Genomic DNA, 14,083 nt, shown 5'->3' with positions numbered 1-14,083 from the left:
TTAAGAAAACTAATTATCTACCCTCAATCATAGATATGGCATATTTTAATACGCTTTCCCCTTTCATCATTCCATAATCCACACTGGAAATAACATCTACAGGTATTCCCTTAGGTTCCGTTGCTGCTTTTATCTTCGTAAGCATATACCTCACTTGAGGGCCTAACAATACAGCCTGAACCCCATCTAAATTTTTCTGTAAATCAGTTTCTGCTACAGCCTTTACCTTTACTTCTATTCCCTGTTCTTCTGCTGCCTTTTCCATTTTCGTTACTAATAGACTAGTAGACATACCTCCAGAACATACTAGTAAAATATTATACAATTTAATCCCCCCTTTCTTAATCTTAGTACCAGTGTACTATTTATATGAAGCAATATTCATGCCAAGTACTTTAAATTTTTTGTTTTACTTAAATTAAGCTTTCTACAGGTTTTCAAAGGAATAAGTGTAAATTTATTGTGCAAAATGTACCTATAAAATCAAAATAGTGTGTAATCTCTTACACACTATTACACAGTATTCCATTTTCCTTAAGGGGTTTCACTATATAAGCAATATCATCATCTCTAAACTTCACTTTATATTCCTTCTCTATATCTCTAAACAGTTCTCTAACTATACTCATATCTTCTATATTATGCTCTATAAAATCCACCAGTCCATGAAATTCCCTTGGAATTATTCCAGATAATAAATTGTCCATTAAAGAGCAAATATGTAAAGTCAGCCCAATCTTTATATCAGTAGATATTCTTATTCTAAGTTCTTCCTCTAACCTTATTATAGTATTTCTAATATCATTTATTATCTTATCTCCCTTAAGATTAGTTAAGCTTTCTTCTAAAGAACTACTTATTTTATTACATAATTCACCATATTCAATTATATTATCTAGCTTTTCTTCTCCATCTCTAGTAAATAATTCAAGAGCAGGTATAAATGGAATATCTCGTATATTACAATCCACAATACTTACTATAACCCAAATATTATAATCTTTTTTTATTTCATTAATTCGATCTTGTAGAGACCTTTCGTCAACTATATTTATATGCATAACTTCTATATTTTTATTTTTAATTCTTTTGTTAATTATATTCCCAATTATCCTTGCAGAACCGTCACCTGTATAACAAGCCGTCAGAATAATATTTTTCTTATCTTTTACATCTGCTTTCATATTATGAGTAAATGATTTATTCCATGTTGAATTTATTATTTCATCTATATCGTAGTTCATCATTGCTTTTCTTCCCACTTCTAAAACTGAAAGGGTACTTACCATATCTATTGTCCTTATATTAATTCCTGTTTCTTCTGAAATCATAGGTCCAAAGTTTGTAAGTGATCCCATGTCCACCATTAATATAATTCCTTCTTCCTTATCTATATCTTTAATCTTTTCTTTTACAATATTATAGATATTTTCTGGCTTCATAGATAATGGCATATCTATTGGTACTATATATTCCATTCCAATTAAGTCATTTACCACCTCAGCCATGGAACTGGCAGTACTTCTTCCGTGCATAGCTACTATGATTCCTATTTGAGGGATTTTCTCCTTTTCCATTTGCGATAATTCCTTAGTAAAAAACATAGATAGATACCCTATTTCATCAACGGGAATCTCAATATTAAATCTATTGTCTATTAACTTTGCTATCTTCATAGCAAAAAGAAATTCATCCTCGTAGTTAATTCTAATAAAGTTTAGTTTAGGATTATATATCTTATCTCCTTTTTTAATTCTCTCTATACTTCTTTCTAAATGTAGTGCTAGACCAAAATATATTTTTTCACCGAATTCTTTATTTAAGTTTGTCTTTGCTAACATTAATATTTCTTCCGTAATATCTAAAACTTGATTATCTACTATATTTTGTATTTCATCTTTCTTAAATCTTTTGCTAATTTCTCCTATATATTTTTCAAAATGAGATTCTATATCTAAATTCAATATTTCATTTATATCACTATCTTCCATTCCCAGTACTTTAAGGGAGTCTATTTTTTCTTCAATAATACTATAAAAGTCTTCTCCTACTATTTCCTCTTCGTGAACTAATTGCAAAATAGGCTCATCATCCTTACTATATTTAAGAATATCATCTGCTGAACTTAAAAGTTCGTCTATTTCCTTTCTATATTCCTTAATATTTAATATTCCTTTTCTCACATGATTAGGCAAATCTCCTTGATTTATAATTAAATATTTTTGGTCATTTGCCTTATAATTCAAAAATGCTTTTGCGCAAGCCAATTGAATATCAGATTTTAGTTGACCAATGTTATTTGGACAATTATATAATAGAAAAGAAATAATAGAGTTTTTATTTATATATATACTTTTTCCTATTCTATGAGATTCTTCTTTAACAAAGGTTTCTACTAAGGAGTATCTTTCTGATAAAGTCCTTTCCGATAAGTCTGGTAATGATATTACCATAGGAATACGTCTAGAAAATGTCTGCAACAAATAAGATGATGGCTTTTCTGTTGTGGCAGCTATTATTCTTACATCTACATGAATTAGGTTTTCCGTTTCACCTAGGGGTCTATACAACCCCTTATCTATATATGTAAATAACATTTCCTGACCTTGAGGCGGTAATCTGTGAACCTCGTCTAAGAATAATATTCCTTTATTAGCCTGTTTCAGCAATCCATCCTTATCTTTATCCGCCCCTGTATATGCTCCCTTCTTTACTCCAAATATTTGAGAAGTTAGTAAGTTTGGATTATCTGCATAATCGGCACAATTAAATCTAATAAAAGGAGAGTCTAAACTTAATATATTGATTTCTTTTGCATACTCACACATCTGTTCGGCAAATAAAGACTTCCCTACACCTGTATTACCAAGAATTAAAGAATGAAGTCCCCTTGGTGGATATATTATGGCAGCCTTTGCCTTTTCAATAGGAATACTTAAACTTTGTTTTGCACCTACTAGTTTATCTAGACTGTTTAAGTTATCTTCTTGCATATCTTCTTTTAATCCTTCAGAAGACATGGTTTTATATAAAACTGGTCTACCATCTATTTTTATAAGTTTATTCTCCTTATATAACCTATTTAAATATCTACTAACATTGGATCTATCTAGGTTTATTACTTGAGCTATTTTCATGGCAGATATACCCGCTGGACTTTCCTCTTGTAATTTTAGAATTGTCCTATAAACTTCATCTATCTTTCTCATATATTCCACCCCTTTAGATATGTATATTATATCAGATTTGAAAAAAAGGTACATAAAAGCCTATCAGATATATCTGATAGGCTTCATTTTTTTATATATTATTAATTTTATTTCCTATTTAGTACCGCATTTAATATTATACCGACTAAAGCTGCAAAGCTTAGTCCTGATATTTTTACCGATTCATTTATTGTAATTCCCACTGTAAACCCTAACTTCTTGGATAAATATTCTCCACCTAATCCTAGTATTAGGATAACACCCATTACTACAATGTTTTTCCAGTTAAATTTAACCTCTTGATTCTTTATGGTTTTCATTCCGATTAAGGATATCATACTGAATAACATTAGTGATATTCCACCCATTACAGCATTTGGTATAGTAGATAATGAAACTCCAATTTTAGCCACAAATCCTAAGCATACTGCAAATACTGCTGAAAGCCTAAGGATTGAGGGGTCATAATTTTTAGTTATTGCCAATACTCCAGTATTCTCTCCATAAGTTGTATTTGCAGGTCCACCTATTAAAGCAGCCACTGTAGTAGCTAATCCATCACCTAGTAAAGTTCTGTTTAAACCTGGGTCTTCTATGAAGTTTTTACCTACTACCTGACCGTTAGTAGTTACATCGCCTAAATGTTCCATAAATACTGCTAATACTACGGGTGCAATCATTGCTATAGCTCCTAAATCAAATTTAGGTAATCTAAAGTTTGGCATTGCTATTATTGAAGCCTCTTTTATTGCTTGCGTATTTACTAGTCCCATTTTATAAGAAACTATATATCCTACCATAACTGCTATTAGTATTGATAATTGTTTTATGAATCCTTTTCCTTTGAAGTTTATAAGTAATGCTGTACCTAAAGTTATAGCTGCAACTAGAAGACTTTCCTTTGCCATTCCAAAAGCCGTTGGTATCATGTTCATTCCTATTACTATAATCATAGGGCCTACTACTTGAGGTGCAAGATAATTTTCTATTCTATCCATTCCGATTTTCTTAATCATAAAGGATATACATACATAAATTAACCCTGCTACTACCATACCACCTTGTGCATAAGCTAGATCACCATTATATAATTCTTTTACTGATAAAATTACTGGAATAAATGCGAAGGATGAACCTAAAAATGCGGGAACCTTTCCCTTTGTACAAGCATGAAATATAAGAGTACCTATACCTGCTGAGAATAGAGCTATGGATGGGTCTAACCCTGTTAATATGGGAACAAGAACCGTTGCACCAAACATAGCTATAAGATGTTGAAGTGCTAATATCACCTTTTTAGAATTACCTAATAAAGACATTTCTTTAGATTTAGGCATAACTGTTTCTTTGATTGAATTATTAATCATTATATTTTCTCCTTTCCAGCCTCACAGGACTGATTTAAAAGTTTTTATGACCTAACACACAACGAACGCTAGTGAGTTGATGTAGGTCAAACGCAATGAGCACCAAATCTATACGAGCAAAGCGAGTAAATAGATTTGTGTTGCGAAACTGCGACGGCTCATCCGTCATCCAAAATATTATATCACCATTTAATAATTTGTACAATGCTTTTTTGTAAAATATTTCTTGCAAAAAAAGGAAGACTTTCTAAAGCCTTCTAAATAAATCCTTTTCTTCTAAATTAGATAACTCAAGTCCTTCTGCTATTTGAGATAAAATTAAATCTTTATCTTGAGGCAGAGTTCCCTTTAAAGATACATAGTTTGATGCATGATTTGATCTAAAAATACAATTATCTACATCTATATTTTCCACCATTTCTTTCGTTTCCAAAAGAATTTCTCTTGGACTTAAAAGTTGAAACCTACCTGTCTGTACATCCTCATATAAAGGAGTTCCTTCTTCAACAATCAAAGTTAAAAGTCCTACATAATTAGGGTTTATTTCATTTATTATTTTAGCAGATTCTAAGGAATGATCTAAGGAATTTTCCTTTCCGCCTATACCTGAGATAAGTGTTACGGAAAGCTTTATGCCAGATTTTACTACCTTTTTTCCTGCCTGAATCATTTCTTCTCTAGTTACACCTTTATTTATATTTCTAAGGATTTTTTCTGATCCTGATTCTACTCCAAGATATATAATTCCTAGACCAAGAGATTTTAATTGCTCTAATTCTTGGCTAGTTTTAGACAATATTGCCTTAGGGGACCCATAAATTCCTACCCGTTCACACTCTGGAAATCTTTCTCTTATAAAGGAAAGAATTTTTATTAATTCTCCAGTTTTTATTGCTAAAGCATCACCATCTGCAATAAATATTCTCTTTACATATTTATATCTTTCTCTTCCTATTTGAAAATCTTCTATTATCTCATGAGTACTTCTGATTCTAAAAATTTTATCCTTATACATAGAACAAAAAGTACATTTATTGTGAGTACATCCTATGGTAGCCTGAACAATTAAACTATAGGCTTCACTAGGGGGCCTATATAATGAACCTTCATATTTCATTTTATCACCTCTTATTTTCCAAAACTGTCTATTTTCAATTATATATTATATAGATTAGTAATACAAGATAACTTTCAAAGGTGATAGGACTTTATATGTGAATGTACTGTCGTTAGATTGAGTTGTTTGACACAGTGACCACGCAGTTTCGCATCACAAATCTATTCATTCGCTACGCTCATGTAGATTTGGTGCTCGTTGCGTTTGACCTACCATCAATTTGTTCACGTTGTTCACAAATTGGGTTAGGTCATAATAGAATAAGTCTTATCATAAGTAATAGTTTCTAGGTTAAAATAGGATTTTATATATGAATATACTGTACTTCGCAGTCTCGAAACTCAAATCTATTTGCTCGTTACACTCACATAGATTTGGTTCTCGTTGCGTTTGACCTACTAAAACTCACTTCGTTCGTTAAGTTAGGTCATAAAAAAAGAAAGCCCTACTACGACCAACGTAATAGAGCTTTCTATATGTTTTTATGTAAGCCCGGCAACTTCCTACTCTCCCAGGTCGTTTCCAACCAAGTACCATCGGCGTTAAGATGCTTAACTTCTGTGTTCGGTATGGGTACAGGTGTGTCCATCTTGCTATCGTCACCAGACGAAAACTATCAATTGCAATATTTTAGGTCAAGTCCTCGACTTATTAGTATCTCTTAGCTTAAAGTATTACTACTCTTACACCTGAGACCTATCTACCAAGTGGTCTTCTTGGAGTCTTAACTTTTAAAGTGGGAAATCTTATCTTGAGGGGGGCTTCGTGCTTAGATGCCTTCAGCACTTATCCCTTCCAGACATAGCTACTCAGCCGTGCCATTGGCATGACAACTGATACACCAGCGGTCTGTCCATCCCGGTCCTCTCGTACTAAGGACAGCTCCTCTCAAATTTCCTACGCCCACGACGGATAGGGACCGAACTGTCTCACGACGTTCTGAACCCAGCTCGCGTGCCTCTTTAATGGGCGAACAGCCCAACCCTTGGGACCTACTCCAGCCCCAGGATGAGACGAGCCGACATCGAGGTGCCAAACCTCCCCGTCGATGTGGACTCTTGGGGAGATAAGCCTGTTATCCCCGGGGTAGCTTTTATCCGTTGAGCGATGGCCCTTCCACTCGGAACCACCGGATCACTAAGTCCAACTTTCGTTTCTGCTCCACTTGTTGGTGTCGCAGTTAAGCTCCCTTTTGCCTTTACACTCTTCGCACGATTTCCGACCGTGCTGAGGGAACCTTTGAGCGCCTCCGTTACTCTTTAGGAGGCGACCGCCCCAGTCAAACTGCCCAACTGACAGTGTCCCTATACCAGTTTCATGGTATCAGGTTAGAATTTCAGCATTACAAGAGTGGTATCCCAAGGTTGACTCCACCAAAGCTGGCGCCCTGGCTTCAAAGTCTCCCACCTATCCTGTACATGCAATGCCGAAATCCAATGTCAGCCTGCAGTAAAGCTCCACGGGGTCTTTCCGTCCTGTCGCGGGTAATACGCATCTTCACGTATACTACAATTTCACCGGATCCATTGTTGAGACAGTGCCCAAATCGTTACACCTTTCGTGCGGGTCGGAACTTACCCGACAAGGAATTTCGCTACCTTAGGACCGTTATAGTTACGGCCGCCGTTTACTGGGGCTTAAGTTCTAGCCTTCGCTTACGCTAAGCCTTCCCCTTAACCTTCCAGCACCGGGCAGGTGTCAGCACCTATACTTCGTCTTTCGACTTAGCAGATACTTGTGTTTTTGGTAAACAGTCGCTTGGGCCTATTCACTGCGGCCAGGTTTCCCTGGCACCCCTTCTCCCTAAGTTACGGGGCTATTTTGCCGAGTTCCTTAACAATGGTTCTTCCGCTCGTCTTAGGATTCTCTCCTCGCCTACCTGTGTCGGTTTGCGGTACGGGTAGTTACTTGCTCGATAGAAGCTTTTCTTGGCAGTGTGGAGTCAGCTACTTCTCTACTTGTTTTTCGATCCCCATCACATTTCAGAATTATGAGTACGGATTTGCCTATACTCACTTCCTTTATGCTTAGACGTGCTCAACCAACGGCACGCTTAGCCTATCCTCCTGCGTCACTCCATTTCTCAAACGCTTATAACTAGTACAGGAATTTCAACCTGTTGTCCATCGCCTACGCTTTTCAGCCTCGGCTTAGGTCCCGACTTACCCTGAGTGGACGAACCTTCCTCAGGAAACCTTAGGCTTTCGACGGGTGAGATTCTCACTCACCTTTCGCTACTTATGCCAGCATTCTCTCTTGTGTGCAGTCCAGCACTCCTTACGGTATACCTTCTACCCACACACAATGCTCCTCTACCGATTCTTACGAATCCCACAGCTTCGGTACCAGATTTAAGCCCCGGAAATCTTCGGCGCAAGGTCTCTCGACCAGTGAGCTATTACGCACTCTTTAAATGTATGGCTGCTTCTAAGCCAACATCCTGGTTGTCTGTGAAACCTCACATCCTTTACCACTTAATCTGGATTTAGGGACCTTAGCTGGTGATCTGGGCTCTTTCCCTTTCGACTATGAAGCTTATCCCACATAGTCTGACTCCCAAGGTTATGAGTATGGCATTCGGAGTTTGATAGGTTTTGGTAACGCTATGCGCCCCTAGACCATTCAGTGCTCTACCTCCATATCACTTTTCCTTGAGGCTAGCCCTAAAGCTATTTCGAGGAGAACCAGCTATCTCCGAGTTCGATTGGCTTTTCACCCCTATCCACAGGTCATCCCATAGCTTTTAAACGCTAACGGGTTCGAGCCTCCATTGAATTTTACTTCAACTTCACTCTGCCCATGGATAGGTCACCCGGTTTCGGGTCTATGGCAGGGAACTTAGTCGCCCTATTAAGACTTGGTTTCCCTACGGCTCCTGACCTTAAGTCATTAACCTTGCTCACTACCATAACTCGCTGGCCCGTTCTACAAAAAGTACGTGGTTACACGAATAATGTGCTTCCACTGCTTGTAGGCGTAGGGTTTCAGATTCTATTTCACTCCCCTTCCGGGGTTCTTTTCACCTTTCCCTCACGGTACTATTTCTCTATCGGTCACCAAGGAGTATTTAGCCTTGGGAGGTGGTCCTCCCTACTTCCCACAGGATTTCTCGTGTCCCGTGGTACTCTGGATACCAGCTGGTAAATTCTTCTTTCATATACCGGACTATCACCGTCTATGGTGGGATTTTCCAATCCTCTTCTATTAGATTCATTATTCCATTGTGCTGGTCCTTAACCCCAGATAAATCTGGTTTGGGCTCTTTCCCGTTCGCTCGCCGCTACTTAGGAAATCGATTTTTCTTTCTTCTCCTCAGGGTACTTAGATGTTTCAGTTCCCCTGGTCTTCCTTCATACACCTATGTATTCAGTGTATGATACTTGAGGGTTGCTCAAGTAGGTTTCCCCATTCGGAAATCTCCGGATCATAGTCTATTTGCGACTCCCCGAAGCATATCGGTGCTTATCCCGTCCTTCATCGGCTCTTGGTGCCAAGGCATTCGCCCTACGCCCTTAATAACTTGACCTAAATTACTTATTTATATTGCAATTTGTAGTTTTCAATGTTCAGTGTGAATGCAATTTCGCATTTCAAATTTATTTATTAAATTTGGCGCTTATTGCGTCAGATCACATTGGTGGACCTAGGTGGACTCGAACCACCGACCTCACGCTTATCAGGCGTGCGCTCTAACCACCTGAGCTACAGGTCCATATTAGATTTATAATTTAAATAATCACAGTTTCGCAATTTAAATAAAAAACTAAAAAACAGTGTGAGTTCTTTTGAACTCCTTAGAAAGGAGGTGATCCAGCCGCACCTTCCGATACGGCTACCTTGTTACGACTTCACCCTAGTTATTGACCCTACCTTCGACAGCTGCCTCCTTACGGTTAGCTCACTGGCTTCGGGTATTGCCAACTCCCATGGTGTGACGGGCGGTGTGTACAAGACCCGGGAACGCATTCACCGCGACATTCTGATTCACGATTACTAGCAACTCCGACTTCATGCAGGCGAGTTGCAGCCTGCAATCCGAACTGGGATCGGCTTTAAGAGATTTGCATCTTATCGCTAAGTAGCTGCTCGTTGTACCGACCATTGTAGCACGTGTGTAGCCCAGGACATAAAGGGCATGATGATTTGACGTCATCCCCACCTTCCTCCGATTTGTCATCGGCAGTCCCTCTAGAGTGCTCAACTTAATGGTAGCAACTAAAGGCAAGGGTTGCGCTCGTTGCGGGACTTAACCCAACATCTCACGACACGAGCTGACGACAACCATGCACCACCTGTGTCCCCTGTACCCGAAGGTAAAGATCTATCTCTAGACCGGCCAGGGGCATGTCAAGCCCTGGTAAGGTTCTTCGCGTTGCTTCGAATTAAACCACATGCTCCGCTGCTTGTGCGGGTCCCCGTCAATTCCTTTGAGTTTCATACTTGCGTACGTACTCCCCAGGCGGAGTGCTTAATGCGTTAGCTGCGGCACCGAGGTTTGACCCCCAACACCTAGCACTCATCGTTTACGGCGTGGACTACCAGGGTATCTAATCCTGTTCGCTCCCCACGCTTTCGTGCATCAGCGTCAGTATAAGTCCAGAAAGTCGCCTTCGCCACTGGTATTCCTCCTAATATCTACGCATTTCACCGCTACACTAGGAATTCCACTTTCCTCTCCTTAACTCAAGCCTTCCAGTTTCAAATGCTTACCACGGTTGAGCCGTGATCTTTCACATCTGACTTAAAAGGCCGCCTACGCACCCTTTACGCCCAATAAATCCGGACAACGCTTGCCCCCTACGTATTACCGCGGCTGCTGGCACGTAGTTAGCCGGGGCTTCCTCCTTGGGTACCGTCATTATCGTCCCCAAGGACAGAACTTTACGACCCGAAGGCCTTCATCGTTCACGCGGCGTCGCTGCATCAGAGTTTCCTCCATTGTGCAATATTCCCCACTGCTGCCTCCCGTAGGAGTCTGGACCGTGTCTCAGTTCCAGTGTGGCCGTTCACCCTCTCAGGCCGGCTACCCATCGTGGTCTTGGTGAGCCATTACCTCACCAACTAACTAATGGGACGCGAGACCATCTTTCACCGCTTTACGCTTTGACTATTCCTTCATGTGAAGATTTAGTATCATAAGGTATTAATCCCAGTTTCCCGAGGCTATCCCTTTGTGAAAGGCAGGTTTCTCACGCGTTACTCACCCGTCCGCCGCTAAGATAATCAAAGTTTCATTCCGAAGAAATCAACTTTGAAAACTTCGCTCGACTTGCATGTGTTAGGCACGCCGCCAGCGTTCGTCCTGAGCCAGGATCAAACTCTCATTTAAAAGTTTGATTCAGCTCAATTTGCTGACTGTTGTTTCATGTGTTACTTTTTATAATTCAAAGTTTCTCACACTGTTTAGTTTTCTAAGTTCACGTTGCCTCGTTTGAGACAACTTATTCAGTATAGCAAATTTTTCATTTGCTGTCAACTACTTTTTAAAAACTTTTTTTCAAATCTTTTGTTGATTTATGAAGTTTAATGTCGTAGCTGACTTTTACTATGATACCCTGTTTTATAACAAAAGTCAACACCTTTTATTACTTTTATATAAAAATAATAATACTTGCTTAATTTATACATTCAATATAGTCTATAATTTTATTAAATATATTCTTCCAAGACTTTTCCTTTATTCTTTTTTTAATATCTTCATCCACCTTATATCCTTCCTTTACCTTCTCTATTTGTTTTTCTATTCCTAGCTTAAATCTGTTCTCAAATATTTCTAAGTCCTCCTTCAAAGGTTCATCAACTTTCGTCATCCTAGGAAGCTTTACGTATTCTATTACTCCATTTTCATTGATTTCACTTCCTAAATTAGATTTAAGTCCTTCAATCTCTGTAGCAACGATTAACATCCCACTGGCTAAAGCCTCTATACTTACTAGGGATAGCCCTTCAAAGAAAGATGGCAAAACAAATATATGAGATTCTCTAAATACTTGTCCCAACTCTTTCTGAGTTAATTCCCCAAAAAAACTAATATTAGAACCAATTTCCATAGCTAGCGTCTTAATAAACTTTTCCTCTTTACCTGTTCCTGATCCTGCTAAGTACAATTCAAGATTATTTTTTTCTCTTATTTCTTTAAATATATTTAATAGAGATACTAACCCCTTAGCAAAGCTAAGTTTTCCCGCATATACTATCTTTATCTTTTCATTACTTATCTTATCTAATGGATGAAAAAATATATCTTCATCATATCCTCCACCTATGGTTACTATTTTAGATTTAGGTATATTATATATCCTTTCAATATCTTCCCTTTGAAAATCACTTAGAGATAAGACTAAGTCTAATTTTTTAAAGTTTGAAAGTATATGATCTTTATATTGTGGGCATTTTTCTAATTGCCTAATATCTGTACCATGGCATATTCCTATTACCTTAGCATTAGGGGCTAATTCTCTTACTAAGGAAGTAGATAACCATAAATGATGTGATAGTATAATATCTGGTTCAAAATCCTCTAAGGCATAGATTATTGCCTTTCTAAAGCTTGACTCCCACTGATATAACATCTCATCTGTTAACTCATTATATCTTGTACTTTCATAAGGCATAGTATCACTCATTCCTACTATGGAAAATGGTAGTTCTTCTGTGTTAAAAACCATAGGGTAAAATTCCTCCACATATTTAGGTTGAAAGTTATCTGAATATGGTATACCAGCAATTAGTCCTTGAGTATATCCTCTTCTTTTCCCTTCCTTAGCTAAGGCATTAAGATATATTCCACTACCTGTCCTCCCTGGATACTGAGATATAATATGTAAAATTTTCTTCATTTGTCTTCCTCCTTATTCAGAGAAATAATTCTTATTATATTATAAAAAATATGGCAGGATTATAATCCCACCATATTTCTTATATTTTTATTCATCTAAAGGCTTCATAGTTGGGAATAATAGTATATCCCTAATACTTGGTTGATTTGTAAGAAGAATAATCATTCTATCGATACCGATTCCAAGTCCACCTGTAGGTGGTAAACCTACTTCAATGGAGTTAATGAAATCATTATCCATTGGATGAGCTTCATCATCTCCAAAATCTTTTTGTTTAACTTGATCTTCAAACCTTTCCCTTTGGTCTATAGGATCATTTAGCTCTGAAAAGGCATTAGCCAATTCCCATGTATTAATAAAGGCCTCAAATCTATTAGTCTTTCTTGGATCCTCTGGATTTCGCTTAGCAAGAGGTGATATTTCTACAGGGTGTCCTGTAATAAATGTAGGTTGAATTAAATGTTCTTCACAGAATTCTTCAAACATCTCTGATATAATATGTCCTCTAGTCATACCAGGTTTAATTTCTATTCCCTTTTCCTTCGCTACAGCTATTGCTTCTTCATCAGTGTTTATTGTAGAGAAATCTACACCTGTAAACTCTTTTACTGCATCTGCCATATCTAATCTTCTCCATGGCGGAGATAATTCTAATTCCGTTCCTTGATAGTTTATCTTTGTAGTTCCTAAAGCCTTTTCTGCAACATATGCAAAAAGGTTTTCTGTTAGTCTCATCATTTCTTCATAGTCTACATATGCTTGGTAAAGTTCAATATTTGTAAATTCAGGGTTATGTTTCGGACTCATACCTTCGTTTCTAAACATTTTTCCCATTTCATAAACCTTTTCAAATCCACCAACTATAAGTCTCTTTAAGTAAAGTTCGTTTGCTATTCTTAAATACATATCTATGTCTAAGGTATTGTGGTGAGTTACGAAAGGTCTTGCGTTTGCCCCACCTGCTATAGGGCTTAGTATTGGAGTCTCTACCTCTAGGAATCCTCTATCATCTAAATATTCTCTAACTGCTTTAATAATTTTCGTTCTAAGAATAAAAGTTTCCTTTACTTCCGGATTTACTATTAAATCTACATATCTTTGTCTATATCTTAAATCTTGGTCTTTTAATCCATGAAACTTCTCTGGTAGAATTTGTAATGACTTACTCATTATAAGTATTTCTTTTGCTCTTATAGATATTTCACCAGCATTTGTTTTAAATACCTCTCCGTGAATTCCTATAATATCTCCAATATCTAGTAAGTTTAAATCCTTGTATTCCTCTTTACCTAATATATCTTGTTTAGCAAAAATTTGAATACGTCCCTCACTGTCTTGAAGATCAATAAAGCTAACTTTTCCATGTCCACGTCTTGACATTACTCTTCCTGCAATAGCTACTTTTTCTCCATCCAATTCTTCAAATCTATCTTTAATAGTAGCACTATGATGTGTATAATCAAATTTTTCAACTAAAAATGGATTTTTTCCTTTTTCGATTAATTCCTTAAGCTTTTCTCGCCTCATCATTAACATTTCATTTAAATTTAA

At 37.3% G+C, this 14,083-nt stretch carries 6 protein-coding genes, 1 tRNA gene and 3 rRNA genes; all 10 read right to left on the bottom strand.

Annotation, left to right across the window (positions count from 1 at the left end):
* Window positions 1-13: 13 nt before the first annotated feature.
* Window positions 14-325 carry a PTS sugar transporter subunit IIB gene (locus RBU61_RS01910; RefSeq protein ID WP_308877818.1) on the bottom strand — a complete coding sequence of 104 codons (312 nt, stop codon included), beginning with the start codon at window positions 323-325 and terminating at the stop codon, window positions 14-16.
* Window positions 326-503: 178 nt separating this feature from the next.
* Window positions 504-3,209 (bottom strand): sigma 54-interacting transcriptional regulator, encoded by a 2,706-nt coding sequence (locus RBU61_RS01905; RefSeq protein ID WP_308877817.1) that lies wholly within the window; start codon window positions 3,207-3,209, stop codon window positions 504-506.
* 107 nt (window positions 3,210-3,316) lie between these two features.
* Window positions 3,317-4,576, bottom strand: coding sequence for a uracil-xanthine permease family protein (locus RBU61_RS01900; protein WP_308877816.1), 1,260 nt, complete (start codon window positions 4,574-4,576; stop codon window positions 3,317-3,319).
* A 247-nt stretch (window positions 4,577-4,823) separates the two neighbouring features.
* Complete coding sequence (locus tag RBU61_RS01895) at window positions 4,824-5,693, bottom strand: radical SAM protein (protein ID WP_308877814.1); 870 nt, start codon at window positions 5,691-5,693, stop codon at window positions 4,824-4,826.
* Between the two features lie 490 nt (window positions 5,694-6,183).
* Window positions 6,184-6,300 (bottom strand): 5S ribosomal RNA (gene rrf, locus RBU61_RS01890).
* 24 nt (window positions 6,301-6,324) lie between these two features.
* Window positions 6,325-9,219 (bottom strand): 23S ribosomal RNA (locus tag RBU61_RS01885).
* Between the two features lie 109 nt (window positions 9,220-9,328).
* Window positions 9,329-9,405 (bottom strand) — tRNA-Ile (locus tag RBU61_RS01880).
* An 86-nt stretch (window positions 9,406-9,491) separates the two neighbouring features.
* Window positions 9,492-11,022, bottom strand: a 16S ribosomal RNA gene (locus RBU61_RS01875).
* Together the 16S, 23S and 5S rRNA genes with 1 tRNA gene alongside form the textbook arrangement of a ribosomal RNA operon.
* Window positions 11,023-11,308: 286 nt before the next feature.
* A complete protein-coding gene (locus RBU61_RS01870; protein WP_308877812.1) occupies window positions 11,309-12,532 on the bottom strand; it encodes a glycosyltransferase family 4 protein in 1,224 nt (407 codons plus the stop codon).
* A gap of 87 nt (window positions 12,533-12,619) precedes the next feature.
* Window positions 12,620-14,068 (bottom strand): lysine--tRNA ligase, encoded by a 1,449-nt coding sequence (gene lysS / locus RBU61_RS01865; RefSeq protein WP_308879742.1) that lies wholly within the window; start codon window positions 14,066-14,068, stop codon window positions 12,620-12,622.
* Between the last annotated feature and the right edge of the window lie 15 nt (window positions 14,069-14,083).

The sequence above is a fragment of the Tissierella sp. MB52-C2 genome (assembly GCF_030931715.1).
In the GTDB taxonomy this organism is placed as follows: Bacteria; Bacillota; Clostridia; order Tissierellales; family Tissierellaceae; genus Tissierella.
The sequence above is the reverse complement of the archived record's forward strand: the minus strand, read 5'-3'. Positions and strand labels throughout refer to the sequence as shown.

Coding starts and splice junctions, on each gene's coding strand:
- RBU61_RS01905 (WP_308877817.1), bottom strand. CDS start 3,209: ATGAGAAAGATAGATGAAGTTTATAGGACAATTCTAAAATTACAAGAG.
- RBU61_RS01900 (WP_308877816.1), bottom strand. CDS start 4,576: ATGATTAATAATTCAATCAAAGAAACAGTTATGCCTAAATCTAAAGAA.
- RBU61_RS01895 (WP_308877814.1), bottom strand. CDS start 5,693: ATGAAATATGAAGGTTCATTATATAGGCCCCCTAGTGAAGCCTATAGT.
- RBU61_RS01870 (WP_308877812.1), bottom strand. CDS start 12,532: ATGAAGAAAATTTTACATATTATATCTCAGTATCCAGGGAGGACAGGT.
- lysS (WP_308879742.1), bottom strand. CDS start 14,068: ATGTTAATGATGAGGCGAGAAAAGCTTAAGGAATTAATCGAAAAAGGA.